The following is a 21,577-nucleotide window of genomic DNA, read 5'->3' as shown; positions in this document are numbered from 1 at the left end:
GGCGGCATCCGCGGATCCCTCGATCTTTCCCGGCCCTGGCCGGTAATCCCCTTCTTGGGGTCCGCCACCTCGTGAGGCCAAGAGGCCCCCTGCGCTTCCCGCCTTGGGGGCGAAAGCCCCAGGGGGAGTATAGGGGGCCTCCTTGGGGCTTGACAAGACAGGGATGAGGCTTTTATGATGCCTTGGGGTGTAAGGTCAAAGTTGGGGCGGAGTGCGCCTACTGGCCTTGCCCCCGGGGCCCAAAGCGGAGAGGAAACGCGGAAACTCGCCCGCACAGGCCCCAAACCTCCGAAGGAGGTGTAGGGAGATATGAAGAAGAGGCTCGTCAAGCTACTGGCCGGGCTCTTGACCATCCTCTCCATGGGGTTTGGTCTAGCCCAATTCAGCGATGTTCCCGCGGGGCACTGGGCCCAGGAGGCTGTGGAGGTCCTGGCGGCCCGGGGGATCATCATCGGCTTCCCAGACGGCACCTTCCGGGGCAACGAGGGGCTCACCCGCTACCAGGCCGCTCTCATCATCTACCGCCTCCTCCAGCAGATCGAGGAGGAGCTGAGGGCCGCGGGCGAAGCCCCCACCCTGGAGGCCCTGTCCCCCGAGGACCTCGAGGTCCTGAGGAACGCCGTGCAGGAGCTGGCTGCCGAGCTCGCCGCCCTGGGCGTCCGGGTCTCCGCCCTGGAGGACAGCGCCGCCACCAAGGAGGACATCGCCCGCCTCGAGGCCCTGATCGAGGAGCTCCGGGCCCAGCCCATGCCCGAGGTGGAGCCCGGCATGGACCAGGCCGCCCTGCAGGACCTCGTGGACCGGGTGGAGGCCGCCTCCATCGCCGCGGACACCGCCTTGGCCCAGGCCCAACAGCTGGCTGAGCAGCTGGAGGCCCTGGTCCAGGACGTGGAGGGGGTGAAGGGGGACGTGGCCGCCCTCACCACCAGGCTGGAGGCCAGCGAGCAGGCTGTCCAGGCCCTGAACGAGCTCGCCGTCCTCCTCAACCAGGACCTCCTCGCCCTTCAGGACCGGGTGACCGCCTTAGAGAAGGCCCTGGCTGAGCGGGAGGAGGCCCCCGCGTTGGACCTGGAGGAGCTGGCCACCAAGGAGGACGTGGCCGCCGTCCAGGAGTTCGCCGCCGCCCTGCGCTCCGACCTGGTGAACCTCTCCGAGAGGGTCTCCCGGCTGGAGGGCCAGGTGGCCGAGCTCTCCAAGGTGCAGTACTCCATCAAGGGCTCCCTCACCGCCACCTACGGCACGGCCACCAATACCGGCATCGACTTTGACATCGACCGCCTCTTCCCCGGGAACAAGGTCTCCTCGGGCTCCGGGCAGCAGGACTACGGTGCGGGTCCGCCCTACCGCAACCGGGTGGCCCAGCGGCGCGGCGACTTCAACCAGAACTTCACCGAGGGCTCGGCTAGCCTGAGCTTCGGGGTCAAGGTGGTCCAGCCCGGCCAGCAAGGTGTGAACGTTTCCGAAGCCAGTGTAGACCTGAGCGCCACCGCTTTCCCCGGGCCCACCACGGTCAGCGTGGATGGGGCCTCCGTGAAGGGTAATGTGGACGGCCAGCCCTTCAGCGTCGTCTACAGCTCCAGCACCAGCTCCTTCAGCTTCAACGACTACCTCTTCGCCAACGACCAGGACAACTACCCCGCCACCGACCGCCAGGGCTTCGTGGCCACCTTCTCTGGTACCAAGCTTCCCCTGAGACCCGAGGTCACTGTGGTGGTGGGCCAGGCCACGGACAACAGTAACGCCACGGTTCCTCCCAATCAGCGGGCCTTCGTCAGCGCCCCCTACTTCGGCATTCGCACCGCCTTCAACCCTCTGGAAGGCTTCTCCTTGGCGGTCAATTACGGGGCCAACGACGGCAACCGTGCTGCCCTTGGCTTTGACGCCAGCCTGGCCTTGGGCCCGGTCAAGCTCAGCGCCCTTTGGGACTCCTCCCGGACCTGGGGGAGCCCCCTCAGCGACTGGTTTGACTCTACCCTCTCTGACTGGGCCTACTATGTGAAGGGCGATCTGGCCCTCGGCCCCCTCTCCCTCTCCGCCAACTACCGGGCCATTGATCCTGAGTACGAGAACGGCGTGGCCGGGATGTCCTCTAACTACCACTGGTTCTACTTCGGCGTCGGCGGCAACGGCAAAGCCCCCTTTGCTGCCAACAACAAGGGTTTTGGCGTGGACGCCAAGGTCAACCTGGATCTACTCGGTGGATTGGAGGTTCGGGCCTACTACGACGATTCCACTGACTATGCCGGTACCCCTGCCACTCAGCAGGTGGCCTACGGCGTGGGGGCCACCCTCAAGCTCTTCGCCGGCTTCGCCCTGAACCCCTTCTACAACAGCCTGACCGTGGGCGGGAATGTACAGCCCGGAAGCACTGGTCTGGGGGCCTACGGCAACTACAATGCCTACTTCTACAACATCCCCGACAGCCGCTACTCCACCGGCTTCGGCGTCAAGCTCACCCACGACGCCAAGGCCAAGGACGCACTCATCCCCGGCCTCGCCATCACCCTGGGCTACCAGCTCTTTGACGACGGCTCGGGCAGCTACCCCTTCAGCGATGTCCTGGCCAGCGCCTCCTACCAGGGCAAGCTGGCCTTCCTCAACCTCCAGCCCTACGTGCGCTACCACAGCTTCAGCGACGCGCTCGTGGGTACGGGCAATACCCGTCCTGCCGCCTATATCGGCTATAACGGTGCCAACACCTACAGCTACACCACCTTTAAGTTCGGCATCAAGGCGGCTACCGATCCCTTGGACATCCCCCTGAAGCCCGCCCTGGAGGGGGTCTACGCCCAGCGGGTCACCACGGACATCACCCAGCACAACAACAGTACAGGTGTTAACACGGCACTGCCCGATGCCACCGAGCGCTACTACCGCCTTGGCCTCACCTTCAACGAGTTCCTGGCCCCCAATGTGGTGGCCAAGGTCGGCTACGCCTCCTACCGCGGCCAGAACGTGGTGGACCCCGCCGGTAGCTTCCTGACCCGCGGCTACGGGGACTTCTCCCTGAGCGCCGGCACCGACCGTCTCTTCACTTACCCGGGTGAGGTCCAATTCCCCTGGAACCTGACCACTGGGGCTGGCACTGGATCTGGCGGTGTGGACGGCATCTACCTGGAGGTCGGCTACTACGGTCTCACCGTGGCCTACCTGGACGCTGTGCTTCTGGACGGTACCGGTAACGTACAGTCCTACGGCCGGGCCTTCAAGATTAGCTACACCACCAACTTCTAAACCTTAGGGCCAAGGGCCCCCGCCCCTAAGGGGCGGGGGCTTTTTCATACAAGCCCGTGCTGGCCCAAGCCAGCATGGGGCCCCCATTAGGGGCCCTATACTCTAAGGGATGAGCTTCCGCTACCGGGGCCCAAGCCCCAAGGGGGACCAGCCCAGGGCTATAGGGGAGCTAGTGGAGGCCTTGAGGGACGGGGAGCGCTACGTCACCCTCCTCGGGGCCACGGGCACAGGGAAGACGGTGACCATGGCCAAGGTCATAGAGGCCCTGGGGAGGCCCGCCTTGGTTCTCGCCCCCAACAAGATCCTGGCGGCCCAGCTGGCGGCGGAGTTTAGGGAGCTTTTCCCGGAAAACGCCGTGGAGTACTTCATCAGCTACTACGACTACTACCAGCCCGAGGCCTACGTACCGGGGAAGGACCTCTACATAGAGAAGGACGCCAGCATCAACCCGGAGATTGAGCGCCTCCGCCACTCCACCACCCGTAGCCTCCTCACCCGCAGGGACGTGGTCGTGGTGGCCTCGGTCTCCGCCATCTATGGCCTCGGGGACCCTAGGGAGTATAGGGCTCGGAACCTGGTGGTGGAACGGGGCATGCGCTACCCAAGGGAGGCCCTCCTGGAGAGGCTTCTGGAACTGGGCTACGAGCGGAACGAGATAGACCTCTCCCCAGGCCGCTTCCGGGCCAGGGGGGAGGTCCTGGAGATCTTCCCCGCCTACGAGACCGAGCCCATCCGGGTGGAGCTATGGGGGGACGAGGTGGAGCGGGTCCTCCAGGTCCACCCCATCACCGGGGAGCGCCTCAGGGAGCTTCCCGGCTTCGTCCTCTTCCCCGCCACCCACTACCTCTCCCCGGAAGGGCTGGAGGAGATCCTCAAGGAGATCGAGAAGGAGCTCTGGGAGAGGGTCCGCTACTTTGAGGAGAGGGGAGAGGTCCTCTACGCAGCCCGCCTCAAGGAGCGCACCCTCTACGACCTGGAGATGCTCCGGGTCATGGGCACCTGCCCCGGGGTGGAGAACTACGCCCGCTACTTCACGGGCAAGGCCCCGGGGGAGCCCCCCTACACCCTTCTTGACTACTTCCCGGAAGACTTTCTGGTCTTCCTGGACGAGTCCCACGTGACCGTGCCCCAGCTCCAGGGGATGTACCGGGGGGACTATGCCCGGAAGAAGACCCTGGTGGACTATGGCTTCCGCCTCCCCTCGGCCTTGGACAACCGCCCCCTTCGCTTTGAGGAGTTTCTGGAGCGGGTTTCCCAGGTGGTCTTCGTCTCCGCCACCCCGGGGCCCTTTGAGCTAGAACACTCGGGCCGGATCGTGGAGCAGATCATCCGGCCCACGGGCCTCCTGGACCCCCTGGTCAAGGTGAAGCCCACGGAGAACCAGATCCTGGACCTCATGGAGGGGATAAGGGAGAGGGCCAAGCGGGGGGAGCGGACCCTGGTCACCGTCCTCACCGTGCGCATGGCGGAGGAGCTCACGAGCTTCCTGGTGGAGCACGGCATCCGGGCCCGCTACCTCCACCACGAATTGGACGCCTTTGAGCGCCAGGCCCTGGTCCGGGACCTGAGGCTTGGCCACTTTGACTGCCTGGTGGGCATCAACCTCCTCCGCGAGGGCCTGGACCTCCCCGAGGTCTCCCTGGTGGCCATCCTGGACGCGGACAAGACGGGCTTCCTAAGGAGCGAAAGGAGCCTCATCCAGACCATAGGCCGGGCGGCCCGGAACGAGAGGGGCGAGGTCTGGCTCTACGCGGACCAGGTCTCCGAGGCCATGGAGCGGGCCATCCGGGAGACGAACCGGAGAAGGGCCCTCCAGGAGGCCTACAACCTTGAGCACGGCATCGTGCCCAAGACGGTGGAGAAGGGGGTCAGGGCGGTGATCCGCCCCGAGGGGTACGAGGCCCCCCTGGCCGAGGAGGCCCTGGAGGGCGAGGACCTGAAGGCGCGCCTGGCGGAGCTGGAGCTCGCCATGTGGCAGGCGGCGGAGGCGCTGGACTTTGAGCGGGCGGCGAGGCTTCGGGACGAGATCCGGGCCCTCGAGGCCCGCCTCCAGGGCCTGAAGCCCCCGGAACCCATTCCGGGGAGGAGGAGGCGGAGGAGGCGCTAGGCCAGGAGGAGGACGGGGTTTTCCAGGTAGAGGGCCACCCGCTCCAGGAGCTTCCGGGCCAGGGGGGCCTCGAGGCCGGAGGCCGCCAGGACCCCATCGGGGAAGAGGAAAAGGCTTGGGCGGCCCGTATGGACCTCCTCCTCGCCGAAGAAGCAGAGGAGGCCCTCCCCTTCCTCCCCCTCCTCCTGCCGGAAAAGGGCCAGGAAGGAGGGGCTAGGCCTTATCCCCCTCACCCCCTCCCCCTCGGCCCGGCCCAGGAGGGCCCCATAGGGGAGCTCCAGTTCACCAAGGGCCCTCTCTGCTGCCTTGAGGAGGAAGGGCAGGGGCGTTTCCGGCACCCCGTGGTGGCGGCGAAAGGGCTCTAGGGCCTTTTTCAGGGCCTCGAGGTCCACCCGCCGCCGGAAGACCCTGAGGGCTCCCAGGGCCTGGGTGGGGACCGGGGCTGCCCCCAGGAGGGGGCCCGGGGTGGGGTTCTGGGCCAGGGGGACCGCGGCCACCAGGGGGAGGTCTTCGGCGGGGGACCCTTCCCGAAGGCCCTCCGGCGCCTCGTGGGCCAGGCCCTCTTCCACCTCCTCCGGGGCGGCCCAAAGGGCCTCCTCGGTGAAGGCCACCTCGTCCTCCCCAGGGACGGCCTCCCCCGGGCCTTCCCCGGGCAGGGCTTCTCGGGCGCTCAGGAGCTCCTCCTCCCAGGCCTCCAGGGGCTCCGGGGCTTCCTCTTCGGGGAGCAGGAGGGCTTCCTCGTCCAGCAGGTCCACCTCGGGGAAGTCCAGCTCCAGCTCCTCCTCCAGCACCCCCTCCACCTGCGGGCCGGGAGCCTCGGGGATGAGGTCGGCGAGGTCCACCCCCTCCCTTCCCAGGACCTCCTGGGCCCGCTTGAGCTCCTGCTCCGGGGGCAGGGGCGGGGGGGCCTCCGGCGCGGGGGGGAGGTCCACCTCTCCCGCCATCACCTTGGCCAAAAAGGCCAGGATATCCCGCTCCACGATAGTGCCCTCAGGGCCGGTGCCCTTCAGCCTGCGCCAGTCTATGCCGTTCTCCTCGGCGAGCCGCCGGGCCAGGGGCGTGATTTTGGGTTCTTCCATACTCCGCCCTATGATAACAGGGTGGAAGCGCGCTTCGCCGAGCTCCTCGCCGGGTACTGCCTCGAGGCCGCCCCCGGGGAGACCGTCTTGGTGGAGGCGGAGGCCCCGGCCCTGCCCCTCCTTCCCCACCTGAAGCGGGCCCTCCTGGAGCGGGGGGCCTACCCCCTCCTCCGCCTCAGCTACCCCGGGGAGGCCAGGGACTTCCTCCTCCACGGGGGGAGGTGGCTGGAGGCCATCCCCGAGGCCGAGTGGGCCCTTTACGAGAAGGCGGACAAGTTCCTGAGAATCCTTTCCGCGGAGAACCCCTTGGAGATGGCCTCCCTCGACCCTGGCATCGCCCTAAAGCATCAGCGGGCCTGGCGGCCCTTAGGCGAGCTCCGCCTCAGGAAGCGCTGGGCCCTCACCCTCTACCCCACGGTGGGCTACGCCGTGGGGGCGGGGATGGGCACCTCGGAGTTCCAGGCCTACCTGGAAAGGGCCCTCTTCCTGGACCAAAGGGACCCCGTGGCCGCATGGCGGGAGCTTGCCGCCTTCCAGGAAGGCCTCACCCGGCGGCTTGCCCAGGGCAAGACCCTCCGCCTCCTGGCCCCGGGCACGGACCTCACCCTCTCCGTGGCGGGGCGCACCTGGGTGAACTCCGACGGGCGGCGCAACATGCCCTCGGGGGAGGTCTTCACCGGGCCCCTGGAGGACTCCGCCGAGGGGGAGGTGCGCTTCAACCTCCCCGCCTTCGTGGGGGGGAGGCGGGTGGAGGGGGTGTACCTCCGCTTCCGGGGAGGCGAGGTGGTGGAGGCCCGGGCCGAGGCGGGGGAGGGCTACCTCAGGGAGGCCCTGGCCACCGACGAGGGCGCCAGGCGGCTTGGCGAGGTGGGGATCGGCACCAACTTCGGCCTGGATCGGCCCACGGGCCTCATCCTCCTGGACGAGAAGATGGGGGGCACGGTCCACCTGGCCCTGGGCCGGAGCTATCCGGAGACCGGGGGGAGGAACGAGAGCGCCCTGCACTGGGACCTGGTCCTCTCCCTGAAGGAGGGAAGACTTCTCCTGGACGGGGAGCCCCTCCTGGTGGATGGCCGCTTCGTCTAGAGGTCCTGGCGCTCAAAGACCAAAGCGGCCAAAAGGGCGAAGCCCAGGGTGTAGATGAGGAGGAGGGAGAGGCCCAGCCCCGCCGCCTCTGGCCTGAGGTGCAGGTCCAGATAGGTGGTGAGGAGGAAGGGGGTGAGGGCGGGAAAGGCCACCAGGAGGCGCATGAGGAGGAGGGTGGCCACCGCCGCCAGGGCGGCCGCCGTGGTGGAGAGGAGGAGGGTGGCGTAGAGGAGGGCCAAGGAGGCCAGGGGCAGGAGCACCGCCCCCGCCAGGAGGTGGGCCCGGAGGAGTTCCTCTAGGGCCACCTGGGGGGTGAGGAGGCCTACCCCGGCGAACCCCCCCTCCCCCAGGCCCGTGCCCCCGAAGAAGGGGCCGAGGCCGTGGGGCAGGCCCGCGAGGAGCCCCCCCAGGAAGCTTGCCCCGAGGAGGACGAAGGGGTAGAGGAGGAGGGCGAGGAGCTTGGCGAGCAGGAGGGGGGTCCGGGGAAGGGGGCGAAGGAGGAGGCTTTTCAGCGTGCCCTGGGCCACCTCGCTCCCCAGGGACTCGCCCGCCGCCATGACCACCAGGAAGGGGAAGAGGAACTCCATGCCCGCAAGGAGGCTCAGGGAGACCACCTGCCAGCCCGAGGCCAGGACCAGGCCGTAGACCTCCTTGAGCCCGGGGGCCAGGGCCCAGAGGAAGGGGAGGAGGAAGGCGGCAAAAAGCCCAATCCGCACGGAGCGGAGCCGGAAGAGCTTGAAGGCCTCAAAGAGGATGAGCCTAAGCATGCCTTACCCTTTCCTGGTAGTAGGCCATGAGGTCAAAGCCCTGGGGGGAAAGGGCCTTCACCCGGTAGCCCTCCTTCAGAAGGGCCCCTAGGGCGGCCTCCGGGTCTCCCTTAAAGAGGATGGCCCCGCCCTGGAGCCGGGCGGCGGTCACCTGCGGAAGGGTCCTGAGGAGGGCCAGGGCTCCCTCCAAGGGGTGGGCCTCGAGGCGGTAGGCCTTCTGGTCCGTGAGGGTCACCTCGTCCAAAAGCCGCCCTCCGCCAAGGATGCCCACCCTATGGGTGTACCGGGAGACCTCCTGGAGGTGGTGGGTGGAGAGGAGGACGGCCGCGCCGTTTTGCGCCTCCTCCTTCAGGAGGCTGTGGACCAGCTCCACCCCCTCGGGGTCAAGGCCGCTGGTGGGCTCGTCCAGGACCAGGACCTTGGGACGGTGGAGGATGGCCGCCGCCAGACCCAGGCGCTGCCTCTGGCCCAAGGAGTAGCTTCCCACCCTTTGGTCGGCCACGGCGAGGAGCTTTAGCCGGGCCAGGACCTCGCCTACCCGGGCCTCGTCCTTTACCCCGGAAAGGTAGGCGTGGAGGCGCAGGTTCTCACGGCCGGTGAGGTAGGGGTAGAAGGCCGCAGGGGCCTCCACCACCGCCCCCAGGTGGCGCTTGGCGGCGGGGCTTTTGTGCACGTCCTCCCCCAGGAGGAGGGCGCGCCCCCAGGTGGGGAAGGCGAGACCGGTCACCAGGCGGATCAGGGTGGTCTTGCCCGAGCCGTTGGGGCCCGCCAGGGCGTAGACCTCCCCCGGGCGCACGGCAAGGCTCACCCCTTCCAGGATGGGCTTCCGGCCGTACCGCTTGCCGATGCCCTCTAGCCTCAGGGCCTCCATGGGTGCTATACTACCCAAGCCCCCGGTCCAGCGCGGCGGTCCGGGCGTGAACCGGGTCAGGTCCGGAAGGAAGCAGCCCTAAGCGCTCTGGGTCGGGCGCCGCTGGGTAGCCGGGGGCGGCTTATCCACAGGGTTATCCACAGGCTCCCTTGGCCTTCGCCTGCGGGCTCAGGTTGAAAAAGTCCCTTGATCACGGGATTTGTTCTCCTTAGCCCACCCCATCCCGCTTCCGGGCCACCCCCTTTTCCACAAGGGCTTGGACCTCCTCCTGGGTGAGGCCCGCCTCCAGGAGGACCGCCTCCGTGTGCTCCCCTAAAAGGGGCGGGGGCAGGCTGGGCCCTGCGGGGGTGCGGGAGAGGAAGCGCAAGGGGTTGGCCAGGGTGGGGAGGTTTCCCAAAAGGGGGTGCTCCAGCATCCAGATGGCCCCCCTGGCCTCCGCCTGGGGGTCGGCGAAGGCCTCCTTTAGGTCGTTCACCGGGGCCACGGGCACGCCCGCCTCCTTGAGCCGGGAGAGCCAGTAGGCCCGGGGTCGGGTGCGGAGGACCTGGGAGAGGGCCTTTTCCACCTCTTCCCGGTTCTCCACCCTCTTTTGGTTTTGGGGAAAGCGCTCCCCTAGCCCGGGGAGGCCCAAGGCCCGGCAGAGTCTGCCGAACTGCTCGTCGTTGCCCACCGCCAGGACGATCCAGCCGTCCTCCGCAGGAAAGGCCCCGTAGGGCACGATCTGGGCGTGGGCGTTCCCGAGCCTTTTTGGGGGAACCCCGGTGAGGAGGTAGCTTTCCCCCAGGTTGGCCAGGGCGAAGAGGCCCACGTCGTAAAGGGAGAGGTCGATGTGCTGGCCCTGGCCGCTCCTTTCCCGCTCCAGGAGGGCGGCCAGGACCGCCACCGCCCCCATCATCCCCGTCATCACGTCAATCCAGGCCACCCCCACCTTCATGGGGGGGCCCTCCGGCTCCCCGGTCACGGACATGATGCCCGTGTAGCCCTGGAGGGCGGCGTCGTACCCAGGCTCCTGGGCCCTGGGCCCCGTGTGGCCGAAGCCGGTGATGGACAGGTAGACCAACCGGGGGTTGAGGCCGCTAAGGCTTTCGTAATCAAGCCTGTAGCGCTTCAGGTCCCCCGTCTTGAAGTTCTCCACCAGGACGTCGGCCTCCTGGGCCAGGCGGCGCACCGCAGCCTGGCCCTCCTCCCGCTTCAGGTCCAAGGCCAGGCTCCGCTTGCCCCGGTTCACGGCGAGGAAGTAGGCGCTTTCCCCCATCAAAAAGGGGGGGCCCCAGCCCCGGGTCTCGTCCCCCCAGGGGGGTTCCACCTTGACCACCTCGGCCCCCAGGTCGGCCAGGATCAGGGTGCAAAGGGGCCCTGCCAGGACCCGGGAGAGGTCTAGGACCTTGATGCCAGAAAGGGGCTTCATGGGGGCATCCTATACCACCCCACCCTGGTCCCAGCCAGGATGGGGGCCCCGGGGATCCCCAGGGCCGAGGGTTGCGGAGAAGAGGGGTATGATGGGAGCGTGGGCCGGTTGCTGCGCCACCTCTTCGTCTTCGCCGTCCTCCTCTTCGTGGCCCTTCCCTTCCTCTGGATGGCCTACGCCGCCTTCATGCCCAAGGAGGCGGTGTACTCCGGGGAGCTCTTCTCCCAGGTGGGCTTTAGCCTGGAGAACGTGCGGGGCCTGGCAGGAGAGGGCTTTTGGGGACGCCTCCTCTTCTCTTTAGGCCTCTCCTCGGGGGTGGTCCTCCTGCAGCTTTTCACCGCCCTCCTGGCCGCCTACGCCCTCAGAGCCGGGCTTGGCCTTCTGGCCCTCTACCTGGTCCTCATGGCCGTTCCCGCTGAGCTGCTCCTGGTGCCCCTTTACGGCATCCTGAGGGGGCTTTCCCTTTTGGACACGGTCTTTGCCCTCCTGCTGCCCTTCGCCGCCAGCCCCTTCGTCATCTATCTGGTCTTCCAGGCCATGCGGGCGGTGCCCGAGGAGCTTCTGGAGGCGGCCAGGCTGGACGGGGCGGGGCATAGGGTCCTCCTCTTCTGGATTCTCTTCCCCTTGGTGCGGCCCACCCTGGTGGCGGCTGGGGTCTTGGCCTTCGCCACCCACTGGAACCTGGTCCTCTACCCCCGGGTGGTGGTCACGGACCCCAACCTCTGGACGGTGCAGACCTGGCTCACCGACCTGCAGCGCAAGTACCCCACGGACTGGGGCCTCCTCTCGGCGGCAGCCCTCCTGAGCGTTCTCCCCATCGCCCTCCTCTACCTGGCCTTTGAGAGGCGGGTGGTGGCCACCTTTGAAGAGGGGTTGAAGGGGTAGCTGGATGGGCCCTTGGGCCCTGGCCTAGCCTGGTTCTGTAAGGGCGTGAAAGCCATGCGCGCCTCGGCGTGGGGGCTTGTCTTGCTCCTAACGCCTGTGTTCCCGTGGCCATGCTCCGCCCCCCGGAGCCCGCCAGGGGCCTGGAAGCCAGGCTAGGGGGAAGCCTGCTCAACAACCCCTCTTCGGGGTAGACCCCGGTCACCGCCCTTCCCCCTCATCGGTGTTTCAGGCTCTGGTGGAGGCTCTTGGTCCTTGGCCTGGCCGGCTTCCTCGGGGACCTACTGCTCGGACTTCGTGGCGGAGGTGGGGGCCATGGGGGGTTTGGTGGGGGCCTCCTCTTTAGCCTTTCGGCGGCGCTGCGCTTCGGAACCGCTCCCTAAGGGCCTTTAGCCTCTCCCGCACCCTCTCTTCCCAGCCTTCCCCCACGGCCTCAAAGAGGGTGAGGCCCTCCAGCCCTTCCGGCAGGTACCTCTGGGCAAAGCTCCCCTCCTTGTCCTCGTGGTAGTAGGCGTAGCCCTCCCCGTGCCCCAGGGCCTGGGCCAGGGTGGTGGGGGCGTTCCTCAGGTTCAGGGGTACAGGGGCCTCGGGGTGGGCGGCTATGGCCTCCTCCGCCCGCTTCCAGGCCCGGTAGAGGCTATGGGACTTGGGGGCCAGGGCCAGGTAGACCGCGGCCTCCACCAGGGCGAGCTCTCCCTCCGGGCTCCCCAGGGCCTCGTAGGCCTCCTTGGCGGCCACACAAAGCCTCAGGGCCAGAGGGTCGGCCAGGCCGATGTCCTCGAGGGCCACCCGGATGAGCCTCCGGGCCAGGTATCGGGGGTCGGCCCCGCCCTTTAGGAGCCTCGCCAGGTAGTAGAGGGCGGCGTCCACGTGGCCTCCCCGGAGGCTTTTGTGCAGGGCGGAGACCAGGTCGTAAAACCGATCCCCTTCCCGGTCCATGCCTAGCCTTTCCGCCCCCAAGGCCTCGCGCACGCTCCCAAGGTCCACCCGCCCGAAGGCGGCGGCGAGCTCCAGGGTGTTCAGGGCGAAGCGGGCGTCCCCTTCCGCCGCCTGGGCCAGGAGGCGGAGGGCCTCCTCCTCGTAGGCCACCCCGGGAAGGCCCCTGGGGTCCTCCAGGGCCCGCTGGAGGAGGACGAGGAGGTCCCCTTGCGAAAGGGGCCTCAGGGGGAAGAGGCGGAGGCGGGAGCGGAGGGCGGGGGTGAGGAGGAAGGCGGGGTTTTCCGCCGTGGCCCCCACCAGGGTGAGAAGGCCCGACTCCAGGTGGGGCAAGAGGGCGTCCTGCTGGGCCTTGTTAAAGCGGTGGATCTCGTCCAGGAAGAGGACGAGGCCCCCTTCTTCCCTGGCCCTTTCCACCGCCTGGCGCACCTCCTTAAGCCCCGTTTCCACGGCGGAAAGCCTCAGGAAGGGCCTCCCCGTCCCCTCGGCCAGGAGGCAGGCCAGGGTGGTCTTCCCCGTGCCCGGGGGGCCGAAGAGGACCATGGAGGCAAGCCTCCCCGCCTCCAGCATCCGCCTCAGGAGCCCCTTCTCCCCCGTGAGGTGGGGCTGGCCCAGGACCTCCTCGAGGGTCTTGGGCCTCAGGCGCTCCGCCAAGGACTCCACATCCTTGATGTTAAGGCCGGTGTAAGGGGGGTGTGGTAGGCTTGGGGGGAATGCGGGGGCTTTTCCTTCTGCCTTGGGGCCTTTTCCTTTTGGGCCTCCTCCCCCTGGCCTGGGGCGAGCCCCTGGGGGAGGTGGGCCGGGGCTTGGGCCTCCTCCTCTCCGCCCTCCTCCTCTCGGGGGTGGGAAGCCTCTACTCCCGTTTTCCCGTGGCCTATTCCGTGCAGCTTTTCCTGGTCCTGGGCCTGTCCCTCCTCGCCTTCCAGCTGGCCCTGGAGGGCGCTCTCCTCCTCGTGGGGGGGGAGGTCCCCCCCTACGCCGCCCTGGGCGGGGGGCTTGGGGCCCTGGCTCTAGGGGTGGCCTTCCTCCTGGGCACGGGGCGGGAGGCCCCCTTGCTCCCCCCTATGCCCCGGGTGGGCACCCGGGAGGACCTTAGGCGCCTAGGGGGGGCCCTCGAGGGCTTGGCCCTGAGGCGGCCCCTGGTCTTGGTCTACCTGGGCACCTCCGTTTCCCCGGAGACCCTGCTGGGGGAGCTCAGGCGGGAGGACCTGGCCTTTCAGGTATCTGGCGGCTACCTCCTGGTGCTGCAGGCGGGCCGCCCCGAGGACGCAGCGGGGCTCCTTCGGCGTCTTAGGGAGCGCTTTCCCCTTTCCGCCTATGCGGTGGAGCGCTGGCAGGGGGGGAGCCTGGAGCGGGTCCTGCTGCGCTTGGAGGCGGAAGCCCTCCTGCAATCCTAAGGTTCTTCAGGGAAGGGCCTTAGGATAAGGGCATGAGGCTAGCCACCTTCTCCCTGGTGGCCAGGGACCCGGAAACCGGGGACCTGGGCGTGGCGGTGGCCAGCAAGTTCCTGGCGGTGGGGGCGGTGGTGCCCTTCGCCGAGGCGGGGGTGGGGGCCATCGCCACCCAGTCCTACGCCAACCCCCGCTTCGGGCCCCAGGGCCTGGCCCTCTTGCGCCAGGGGGCGAGCCCTGAGGGGGTCCTGGAGGCCTTCCGCCGCACGGACCCCGGCCTGGAGAAGCGCCAGTTCGGCCTGGTGGCGGCCACGGGGGAGAGCCTCACCTTCACCGGAAGGGAGTGCCATCCCTGGGCGGGCGGGGTGGCGGGGGAGGGCTTTGCCGCCCAGGGGAACCTCCTTCTGGGCCCCCAGGTGGTGGAGGCCATGGCCGAGGTCTTCCTCTCGGAAAAGGCCCCTTTCCCCGAGAGGCTTCTCCTGGCCCTGAAGGCCGGGGAGGAGGCCGGGGGGGACAAAAGGGGGAAGCAGTCGGCGGCCCTCTTGGTGGTGGGGGAGGGGAAGGGGTACGGGGGGCTTTGGGACCGCTACATAGACCTCCGGGCCGACGACCACCCCGAGCCCATCGGGGAGCTTTTCCGCCTCCTCGCCCTCCACCGCCTCCTCTTTGAGAGGCCCAAGGAGAGGCGGCCCCTCACCGAGGACGAGGTGCGCTTTTTCCAGGGGGTCCTCCGGGGCCTCGGGCTTTACCAAGGGGAAGTGGACGGGGTCTTCGGCCCGGAGACGGAGTGGGCCTTTCTGGCCCTCATCGGCATGGAGAACCTGGAGGAGCGCTATGGGGGAGGGCCGGAGGTGGACGAGGCCACCCTGGCCTACCTCAAGGGGAGGTACGGATGGAGCTAGGGGCGGGGGGCGTGGTCTTCAACGCCAGGAGGGAGGTCCTCCTCCTCCGGGACCGCATGGGCTTCTGGGTCTTTCCCAAGGGGCACCCCGAGGAGGGGGAGGCCCTCGAGGCCGCCGCGGTCCGGGAGGTCTGGGAGGAAACGGGGGTCAAGGCCAGGGTCCTCCTTCCCCTCTTCCCCACCCGTTACGTGAACCCCAAGGGGGTGGAGCGGGAGGTGCACTGGTTCCTCATGCGGGGGGAGGGGGAGCCTAGGCTGGAGAGGGGGATGACCGGGGCGGGCTGGTTCTCCCCTGAGGAGGCCAAAGCCCTCCTCGCCTTCCCCGAGGACCTGAGGCTTTTGGAGGTGGCCCTTGAGCGCCTACCGCTTTGAGGCAAAGACGCCCAAGATCCACCCCACGGCCTTCCTCGCCCCCGGGGCCTACGTGGTGGGGGAGGTGGAGGTGGGGGAGGGGGCCTCCATATGGTTCGCCGCCGTGGTAAGGGGGGATCTGGAAAGGGTGGTCGTCGGCCCGGGGAGCAACGTCCAGGACGGGGCCATCCTCCACGCTGACCCCGGCTTTCCCTGCCTCTTGGGGCCTTCCGTCACCGTGGGGCACCGGGCCATCGTCCACGGGGCGGTGGTGGAGGAAGGGGCCCTGATCGGCATGGGGGCCGTCGTGCTCAACGGGGCCCGCATCGGCAGGAACGCCGTGGTGGGGGCGGGGGCAGTGGTGACGGCGGGAATGGAGGTCCCCGAGGGGATGCTGGCCCTGGGGGTCCCGGCCCGGGTGGCGAAGCCCGTCCCTCCCCCGGAAAACGCCCCCCGCTACCGGGCCCTGGCCGAGCGGTACGCTAAGGGGCTTTCCCCCCTGGAACTCCCCAGGCGCTACCGCCTGACCCTGAGGGGGCAGGACGCCCTCAACCCCTTCAGCGAACTCCACCTCAGGCTGAAGCGGCAAAAAGGGGTCTTGGAGAGCCTCAAGCGAGCAGCCCAGGGCTTCCCCCTGGAGGAGGCGGCGGCGAGACCCCTTCTCATGGAAGGCCTCATCGCTCCCGAGTGAGCCCCGGACCACATTGGGAAGAGCACAAAGAGGCCAGTATGGAGTGCAAGATGGTGGAGATAGAGGAAACGGGGCTGACCTTTGAAACCCATGTGGACCTGGGCCGCCTCGAGGCCTTGGCCGCAGACTGGCTCCAGGTGATCGGGGAGGACCCCAGCCGGGAAGGTCTCCTGAAGACTCCGGAAAGGGTGGCCAAGGCCTGGGCCTTCCTCACCCGCGGGTACCGGCAGAGCCTGGAGGAGATCGTCAACGGGGCCATCTTCCAGGCCGAGGGGAGCGAGATGGTGGTGGTGAGGGGGATTGAGTTCTACTCCCTGTGCGAGCACCACCTGCTTCCCTTCTTCGGCCAGGTGCACGTCGGCTACATCCCTGAGGAGAAGATCCTGGGCCTTTCCAAGTTCGCCCGCATCGTGGACATGTTCGCCCGCCGCCTCCAGGTGCAAGAGAGGCTTGCGGTGCAGATCGCCGAGGCCGTCCAGGAGATCCTGGAGCCCCGGGGGGTGGGGGTGGTGGTGGACGGCGTCCACCTCTGCATGATGATGCGGGGGGTGGAGAAGCAGCACTCCCGCACCGTCACCAGCGCCATGCTGGGGGTCTTCCGGGAGGACGCCAAGACCCGGGAGGAGTTTTTAAGCCACCTCCGCCTCTAGCGGCGCAGGAGGTTGAAGAGCAGGGTGAGGATCAGGGAGAGGAGGAGGGCCGAGGCGAGGGGGATGTACAGCCGCAGGCCCTCCCGCTCCAGGCGGATGTCCCCCGGCAGGTGGCCGAACCAGGCGAAGAGCTTGGGGAAGTAGAGGAGGAGAAGCCCCAGGATCAGGAGGAAGAGGCCCAGGTAGACTAGAACCTTACCTAGCTCCATCCCGCACCTCCAGGTAAGCGGTGAGGGCTGCCCCCAGAAGCCCGGCTTCAGCCCCCAAGAGGGCCTTCTTGAGGGGTGGGACCTCCCAGCCCCGGAGGTAGCGGCGGTAGGCCTCTAGGAGGGCCTCCCAGTACCCCTCGGGGGCGTTCAGGGCCACCCCGCCCCCCAGGACGACCACCCCCGGGTCAAAGGCCTTGACCAGGCTGGCGAGGCCCATCCCCACGTACCGGGCCCCCTGGAGAAGGATGCGCTCCGCCCTGGGATCCCCCTCCCCGAAGAGGCGGAAGAGCTCCCGGACGTCCACGGGCCGCCTGTAGGCGTAGCCCGCCTCCCGCTCCAGGGCCCGGCCCGCGGCCAGGGCCTCGAGGCACCCCTCGAGGCCGCACCCGCACGCGGGCCCCCCGGGGAGGAGGGTGAGGTGGCCCAGCTCCCCCCCCTGCCCCCTCTCCCCCCTCAGGACCCGCCCCTCCAGGACCACCCCCCCGCCGATCCCTGTGGAGACGGTGAGGAAGAGGGAGCTCCTCTCCCCCTTCCCCGCCCCCAGGTGGTGCTCGGCCAGGGCGGCGGCGTTGGCGTCGTTCTCCAAGAAGACCGGCCTTGCTGTGGCCTCCTCCAGGAGGCGGCGGATGGGGAAGTCCTCCATGTTGGGGATGTTGGGGGTGAAGCGGATCTTCCCCTCCCGGAAGTCCAAGGGCCCCGGGCTGCCGAGGCCCAGGGCCACGGCCCTCACCTCGGCCTCCTCTTCCGCCCGCCTCGCCGCCTCCGCCAGGGCTGCCACCACCGCCATCCCCCCTTCCTTGGGGGTGGGGAGGACCACCTGGGAGAGGAGCCTTTTCCCGTCAAAGGCCCCGGCGGCGATCTTGGTGCCCCCTAGGTCCAGGCCCACCACCGTCATGGGGTCTCCTCCGACAAAAGGGCCTCGGCCTCTCCCCATAGGGCCTCGGGGACCCAGAGGGCCACGTCCCCCATGTAGGTGCCCAGGGCGGCCTCGGGTAGGCCGGAGAAGGGGGTCTCCAGGACCACGGGGAGACCCCTGGCCTCGAGGCGGGCCTTGATCCCTTCGGCCACGGGGCGGGGGGCAGAAAGGAGCTTGCGGTAGGGGGTTCCGGCGATCAGGCGGCGTTCCATAGGGCCTCCACTAGGCGAACGTAGTCCCGGCCTGCGGCCTCCACCTCGGCGAGGGGGATGTGCTCCCGTAGGGTGTGGGCCAGGCCGGGGTCCCCGGGGCCATAACCCAGCACCGGGGCCTTGGCCCCCAGGTAGGGGGCGTCGGTGGTGAAGGGCCAAACCCCGGCCTCCTCCTGCCCCAGGGCCTTCAGGGCCACCCGGAGCAGGGGGTGGTCCGAGGGGAGGCGGTAGGGGGGCCAGAGGGCGGGGATTCGCATCCGCACCTCCCCCGAGGCCCTTTCTTCCTCGGGGAGGTAGACCGAGGCGGGGCCCAGGGTCTTGAGGACTTCCAAAAGCCTTTCGGGGTCGGCCTCGGGCTCGTAGCGCACGTCCAGGTAAAGGCGGACCACCTCTGGGGTCTGGTTCCTGGCCCCGGGAAAGGTGTCCACCCGGGTGGGGGTGAGCCTGAGGCCGGGATGGGGGGGGAGTTCCCTAAGGGAAAGGAGATACTCCGCCAGGTCGTACAGGGCGTTTTCCGGGCCCGCGAGGGCGGCGTGCCGGGCCTCCCCCTCCAGGTCCACGAAGACCTCGGCCCGGCCCTGGTGCCCCCGCATGAGCCTGCGCCCCGAGGGCTCCCCCAGGACGAAGGCCAAGGGGGAAAGCCTCTCCGCCGCGTAGCGGCTTCCCAGGCCCCCCACCTCCTCCTGCACCGTGGCCAGGAAGCGGACCCGCCCCCTTAGGGGCCTCGCCCTCAGGTGTTCCAGGGCCAAGAGCATGGCCACCAGGGGGCCTTTCATGTCCACCGCCCCCCGGCCAAAGACCGATCCCCCCACCACCGCTCCCTGGGGGTGAGGCCATAGGGCCTCGTCCCCCACGGGGACCACGTCCAGGTGGCCGGCAAGGACCACCTCGGGCTCCTCCTCCCCGAGGAGGGCCTCCACGTTGCCCGCCTCGTCCAGCCCCGCCTCGAGGCCCATTCCCTTCAGGGCCTCCAGGAGGAGGGCCGCCGCCTCCCCCTCCTGCCCGGGGAGGCTTTCCGCCTGGAGGAGGCGGGAAAGGAGCCTGACCCAGTCCACGCCCCTATCCTACACCCCGGGCCAGGGCCACCTGGTAAAGGGCGATGCCCAGGGCCACGGAGGCGTTTAGGGACTCGGCCTCGGGCCGGATGGGGATGCGGAAGAGCTCGTCGCAGCTTTCCCTCACCAGCCTGCGCATCCCCTCCCCCTCCGAGCCCACCACCAGGGCCAAGGGCCTCCCGAGATCCAGCTCCTTGGGGGTCTTCTCCCCCTTGGGGTCCAGGCCGTAGACCCAAACCCCCCGTTCCTGGAGTTCCTTGAGGGCCCGGGGCAGGTTCTTCACCTTGACGAGGGGAAGCTTCAGGGCCGCCCCGGCGCTCGCCTTCAGGGCCAGGGGGGAGAGGGGGGCGGCCCGGCGTTCCTCGGAGAGGACCCCGTGGGCCCCTAGGGCCAGGGCGCTCCGGATCATGGCCCCGTAGTTCCTGGGGTCGGTGATGCCGTCCAGGGCCACGAGGAGGGGGGGCTCTTTGCGGGACTGGGCTAGGCGGAAGGCCTCCTCCAAGGAGGCGTAGCGGGGCGCTTCCACCAAGGCAGCGATCCCCTGATGGTGGGTGGTCTTGAGGAGGGTGTCCAGCTCGATCCGGGGGACCGGGATGTAGGGGGCCCCGAGCCTTTCCAGCTCCCTCAGGAGCCAGCCCTCTACCCCCCTGGCCACCAGGACCCGCCGGGCCCGCCCTTCCTTCAGGGCCTCGAGGACTGGGTTCCGCCCGTAGATCCACATGGCCCGAGTCTAGGGCGTTGGTATGATGTGGGGGAAGGAGGCGGCATGTACAAGAGCATCCTCATACCCACGGACGGGAGCCCCTGCAGCTTCCAGGCCCTAGAGCACGGCCTAGACCTGGCCAGGGCCCTTTCAGCCAAGGTCCACTTCCTCTACGTCCTAGAAAACCCCGCCCAGGCCATCTGGGTCACTCCCGAGAGCGTCCCCTACGGCCTGGAGCTCCTGGAGGACCTGAAGAAGGCAGGGGAGGAGACCGTCGCCAAGGCCTTGGCCCTAGCTCAGGAGCAGGGGGTGGAGGCCACGGGGGAGGTGAAGGAGGGGGTTCCTATCCCCACCATCGTGGAGGCGGCCAAGGGCTTTGACCTCCTGGTCATGGGCACCCACGGGCGCACGGGGCTGGATAAGCTCCTTCTGGGTTCGGTGACGGAGGGGGTCCTCCACCGCGTTTCCGTCCCCGTCCTGGTGGTGCGCTGCCGTTAGATGCGCCTCGTCTCGGTCTTCGTCTCCTCCCGCCTCCCCCCGGAGGACCCCCTTTACCCCAGGCTTTTGCGCTACGGGGAGGTGCTGGCCGAGGAGGGGTTTGGCCTGGCCTCGGGAGGGTACCAGGGGGGGATGGCGGCCTTGGCCCAAGGGGTGAAGGCCAAGGGGGGGCTGGTGGTAGGGGTGACGGCCCCGAGGCTCTTTCCGGAGAGGCCAGGTCCCAACCCCCATGTGGACGTGGAGCTCCCCGCCGCCACGCTCCCCGAGCGCATCGGCCGCCTTCTGGACCTGGGGGCGGGGTACCTGGCCCTCCCGGGCGGGGTGGGCACCCTGGCGGAGCTCGTCTTGGCCTGGAACCTCCTCTACTTGAGGCGGGGCCTGGGGCGGCCCCTGGCTGTGGACCCCTACTGGCTTTCCCTCCTCCGCCCCCTCGGGGAGATCGCCCGGGAGGACCTGGACCTCATCCAGGTGGTGGCGGACGAGGGGGACCTAAGGGCCTTTTTGAGGTCGCTGTGAGCGAAACCCTTCTCGTCTACGTTCCCGACCTGGGCCAGGGGGTGAGCTTCTACCAGGCCCTGGGCCTGGTTCTGGAGGCGCTCTTGCCCGAGAAGGAGGCCCTTCTGGCCCCGGCGGAAGGCCCCCTTCTCCTCCTCCGGCCGGGGCCTGGGGGGTTGGAGCGGGGGCCGCAGCGGCCCAGGCCCGAGGGGCAGGGGTTCGCCCGGCTGAGGCTGGAGGAGGGGCGGCTGGTCTTCATCGTGGAAAACCTGCCCCACGAGCGGCTCCGCCTCGCCAAGTACGGCCTCCCCTTCCGCGAGGCGGGGGGGCACCTCCTCCTCTTTGACCCTGGGGAGAACCCCATCCTGGTGCGGGAGGGCCCGTGAAGCGGCTTTGGCTTTTGGACCTGGACGACACCCTCCTCCAGGACCACCGGGTGAGCCAGGAGGTCCTGGCTGCTCTGGGGGAGGCGGTGGGGGTGGAGGGGCTTTTCCCCGCGGTGAAGGCCAAGGCGGAGGCCCTCTTCCGGGAAGCCCCCTTCTACCCCTGGGCGGAGGCCATCGGCCACTCCGCCCTCGAGGCCCTCTGGGCCCGGTACGCCACCCCGGGCCTGGAGGTCTTGGCCGCCTGGGCCTGGCCCTTCCGGAAGCGGGCCTTCCAGGAAGCCCTAGAGGCCCTTGGGGGGCCGGTGGAGAGGGCGGGAGAGCTGGCCGAGGCCTTCTTCCAGGAAAGGCGCCGCTATCCCCTCTTCCCCGAGGTGTGGGAGTTTCTTTCCGCCCTAAGGGAGAGGGGGGCCATCCCCGTCCTCCTCACCAACGGGGTGCCGGACCTGCAGCGGGAAAAGCTCTTCGGGGCGGGGCTTGGGGGGGCCTTTCCCCTGACCCTGATCTCGGGAGAGGTAGGCCTGGGCAAGCCCGACCCCCGGCTCTTCCGCATGGCCCTCTGCGCCTTTGGGGCGGGCCCTGGGGAGGCGGTGATGCTGGGGGACAACCCGGAGCGGGACGTCCAGGGAGCTTTGCTTGCGGGCATCCAGGCGGTCTGGGTGGACCGGGGCCACCGCCCCCCCGACCCCCGGTTTCCCCCCACCTCACCGTGAGGGACCTCCGGGAGGCCCTGGCCCTTTTGGGGTAGACTC

General features: G+C 69.0%; 22 protein-coding genes, 1 other RNA gene and 1 pseudogene. 14 read left to right on the top strand and 10 right to left on the bottom strand.

What is annotated here, in order from left to right:
• Positions 1 to 309 precede the first annotated feature (309 nt).
• Both ATI37_RS06730 and uvrB read left to right on the top strand, forming a co-directional pair.
• A complete protein-coding gene (locus ATI37_RS06730) occupies positions 310 to 3,234 on the top strand; it encodes an S-layer homology domain-containing protein (RefSeq protein ID WP_117237684.1) in 2,925 nt (974 codons plus the stop codon).
• A gap of 109 nt (positions 3,235 to 3,343) precedes the next feature.
• Positions 3,344 to 5,341, top strand: a complete 1,998-nt coding sequence (gene uvrB / locus ATI37_RS06725; protein ID WP_117237683.1) for an excinuclease ABC subunit UvrB — start codon at positions 3,344 to 3,346, stop codon at positions 5,339 to 5,341.
• On the opposite strand, the gene ATI37_RS06720 is transcribed toward uvrB, so the two are convergent.
• Positions 5,338 to 6,420: an E3 binding domain-containing protein gene (locus ATI37_RS06720; protein ID WP_117238549.1), complete on the bottom strand. Its 1,083-nt coding sequence runs from the start codon at positions 6,418 to 6,420 to the stop codon at positions 5,338 to 5,340. The two genes, uvrB and ATI37_RS06720, sit on opposite strands and share 4 nt — an antisense overlap.
• Before the next feature lie 21 nt (positions 6,421 to 6,441).
• Here ATI37_RS06720 and ATI37_RS06715 point away from each other — a divergent pair, with 21 nt between their 5' ends.
• Positions 6,442 to 7,506: an aminopeptidase gene (locus ATI37_RS06715; RefSeq protein WP_117237682.1), complete on the top strand. Its 1,065-nt coding sequence runs from the start codon at positions 6,442 to 6,444 to the stop codon at positions 7,504 to 7,506.
• Here ATI37_RS06715 and ATI37_RS06710 read toward each other — a convergent pair.
• Entirely contained in the window at positions 7,503 to 8,273 is a 771-nt protein-coding gene (locus ATI37_RS06710; protein WP_117237681.1) for an ABC transporter permease, read from the bottom strand. The two genes, ATI37_RS06715 and ATI37_RS06710, sit on opposite strands and share 4 nt — an antisense overlap.
• On the bottom strand, positions 8,266 to 9,144 hold the full coding sequence (locus ATI37_RS06705) for an ABC transporter ATP-binding protein (protein ID WP_117237680.1): 879 nt from the start codon (positions 9,142 to 9,144) through the stop codon (positions 8,266 to 8,268). Before ATI37_RS06705 ends, ATI37_RS06710 begins: the two co-directional genes overlap by 8 nt.
• A gap of 19 nt (positions 9,145 to 9,163) precedes the next feature.
• On the opposite strand from ATI37_RS06705, the gene ffs reads away from it, so the two are divergent.
• An RNA gene (gene ffs, locus ATI37_RS06700) (signal recognition particle sRNA small type) lies at positions 9,164 to 9,258 on the top strand.
• 94 nt (positions 9,259 to 9,352) lie between these two features.
• Here ffs and ATI37_RS06695 read toward each other — a convergent pair.
• Positions 9,353 to 10,552 carry a CaiB/BaiF CoA transferase family protein gene (locus tag ATI37_RS06695; RefSeq protein WP_117237679.1) on the bottom strand — a complete coding sequence of 400 codons (1,200 nt, stop codon included), beginning with the start codon at positions 10,550 to 10,552 and terminating at the stop codon, positions 9,353 to 9,355.
• 99 nt (positions 10,553 to 10,651) lie between these two features.
• On the opposite strand from ATI37_RS06695, the gene ATI37_RS06690 reads away from it, so the two are divergent.
• Complete coding sequence (locus tag ATI37_RS06690; protein ID WP_117238548.1) at positions 10,652 to 11,437, top strand: carbohydrate ABC transporter permease; 786 nt, start codon at positions 10,652 to 10,654, stop codon at positions 11,435 to 11,437.
• A gap of 339 nt (positions 11,438 to 11,776) precedes the next feature.
• On the opposite strand, the gene ATI37_RS06680 is transcribed toward ATI37_RS06690, so the two are convergent.
• Positions 11,777 to 13,042: a replication-associated recombination protein A gene (locus ATI37_RS06680; protein ID WP_117237678.1), complete on the bottom strand. Its 1,266-nt coding sequence runs from the start codon at positions 13,040 to 13,042 to the stop codon at positions 11,777 to 11,779.
• 41 nt (positions 13,043 to 13,083) lie between these two features.
• On the opposite strand from ATI37_RS06680, the gene ATI37_RS06675 reads away from it, so the two are divergent.
• The 5 genes from ATI37_RS06675 to folE are packed head-to-tail and all read left to right on the top strand — an operon-like array spanning position 13,084 to position 16,354.
• Positions 13,084 to 13,767, top strand: a complete 684-nt coding sequence (locus ATI37_RS06675) for a hypothetical protein (RefSeq protein WP_198665519.1) — start codon at positions 13,084 to 13,086, stop codon at positions 13,765 to 13,767.
• 32 nt (positions 13,768 to 13,799) lie between these two features.
• Complete coding sequence (locus ATI37_RS06670; RefSeq protein WP_117237676.1) at positions 13,800 to 14,663, top strand: DUF1028 domain-containing protein; 864 nt, start codon at positions 13,800 to 13,802, stop codon at positions 14,661 to 14,663.
• Positions 14,654 to 15,034 (top strand): NUDIX hydrolase, encoded by a 381-nt coding sequence (locus tag ATI37_RS06665; RefSeq protein ID WP_117237675.1) that lies wholly within the window; start codon positions 14,654 to 14,656, stop codon positions 15,032 to 15,034. The genes ATI37_RS06670 and ATI37_RS06665 overlap by 10 nt, the downstream gene beginning before the upstream one ends.
• On the top strand, positions 15,015 to 15,704 hold the full coding sequence (locus ATI37_RS06660; protein WP_117237674.1) for a gamma carbonic anhydrase family protein: 690 nt from the start codon (positions 15,015 to 15,017) through the stop codon (positions 15,702 to 15,704). The genes ATI37_RS06665 and ATI37_RS06660 overlap by 20 nt, the downstream gene beginning before the upstream one ends.
• A gap of 38 nt (positions 15,705 to 15,742) precedes the next feature.
• Positions 15,743 to 16,354 (top strand): GTP cyclohydrolase I FolE, encoded by a 612-nt coding sequence (gene folE / locus ATI37_RS06655; RefSeq protein ID WP_117237673.1) that lies wholly within the window; start codon positions 15,743 to 15,745, stop codon positions 16,352 to 16,354.
• Here folE and ATI37_RS06650 read toward each other — a convergent pair.
• From ATI37_RS06650 to rlmB, 5 genes are read right to left on the bottom strand one after another with little or no spacing between them, the layout of a single operon-like run.
• Positions 16,351 to 16,563, bottom strand: a complete 213-nt coding sequence (locus ATI37_RS06650; protein ID WP_117237672.1) for a DUF2905 family protein — start codon at positions 16,561 to 16,563, stop codon at positions 16,351 to 16,353. The genes folE and ATI37_RS06650 overlap by 4 nt on opposite strands.
• Positions 16,550 to 17,458: a glucokinase gene (locus tag ATI37_RS06645; protein WP_117237671.1), complete on the bottom strand. Its 909-nt coding sequence runs from the start codon at positions 17,456 to 17,458 to the stop codon at positions 16,550 to 16,552. The genes ATI37_RS06650 and ATI37_RS06645 overlap by 14 nt, the downstream gene beginning before the upstream one ends.
• Complete coding sequence (locus ATI37_RS06640) at positions 17,455 to 17,691, bottom strand: putative signal transducing protein (RefSeq protein WP_117237670.1); 237 nt, start codon at positions 17,689 to 17,691, stop codon at positions 17,455 to 17,457. The genes ATI37_RS06645 and ATI37_RS06640 overlap by 4 nt, the downstream gene beginning before the upstream one ends.
• A complete protein-coding gene (locus ATI37_RS06635) occupies positions 17,676 to 18,746 on the bottom strand; it encodes a M20 family metallopeptidase (RefSeq protein WP_117237669.1) in 1,071 nt (356 codons plus the stop codon). The genes ATI37_RS06640 and ATI37_RS06635 overlap by 16 nt, the downstream gene beginning before the upstream one ends.
• A 4-nt stretch (positions 18,747 to 18,750) precedes the next feature.
• The gene (rlmB, locus tag ATI37_RS06630; protein ID WP_117237668.1) at positions 18,751 to 19,467 is read right to left on the bottom strand and encodes a 23S rRNA (guanosine(2251)-2'-O)-methyltransferase RlmB; all 717 of its coding nucleotides are present in this window, start codon (positions 19,465 to 19,467) and stop codon (positions 18,751 to 18,753) included.
• A gap of 45 nt (positions 19,468 to 19,512) precedes the next feature.
• On the opposite strand from rlmB, the gene ATI37_RS06625 reads away from it, so the two are divergent.
• The 4 genes and pseudogenes from ATI37_RS06625 (at position 19,513) to ATI37_RS06610 (ending at position 21,573) form a co-directional block, all read left to right on the top strand.
• Positions 19,513 to 19,947 (top strand): universal stress protein, encoded by a 435-nt coding sequence (locus ATI37_RS06625; RefSeq protein ID WP_117237667.1) that lies wholly within the window; start codon positions 19,513 to 19,515, stop codon positions 19,945 to 19,947.
• A complete protein-coding gene (locus tag ATI37_RS06620) occupies positions 19,948 to 20,463 on the top strand; it encodes an LOG family protein (protein WP_117237666.1) in 516 nt (171 codons plus the stop codon).
• On the top strand, positions 20,460 to 20,828 hold the full coding sequence (locus ATI37_RS06615) for a hypothetical protein (RefSeq protein WP_117237665.1): 369 nt from the start codon (positions 20,460 to 20,462) through the stop codon (positions 20,826 to 20,828). The genes ATI37_RS06620 and ATI37_RS06615 overlap by 4 nt, the downstream gene beginning before the upstream one ends.
• Positions 20,825 to 21,573: pseudogene (locus ATI37_RS06610) on the top strand (HAD family hydrolase). Before ATI37_RS06615 ends, ATI37_RS06610 begins: the two are co-directional and overlap by 4 nt.
• Positions 21,574 to 21,577 lie beyond the last annotated feature (4 nt).

This window comes from Thermus sediminis, from assembly GCF_003426945.1.
In the GTDB taxonomy this organism is placed as follows: Bacteria; Deinococcota; Deinococci; order Deinococcales; family Thermaceae; genus Thermus; species Thermus sediminis.
Note: the sequence above shows the minus strand (reverse complement) of the source record. Positions and strands in the feature narration are given on the sequence as shown.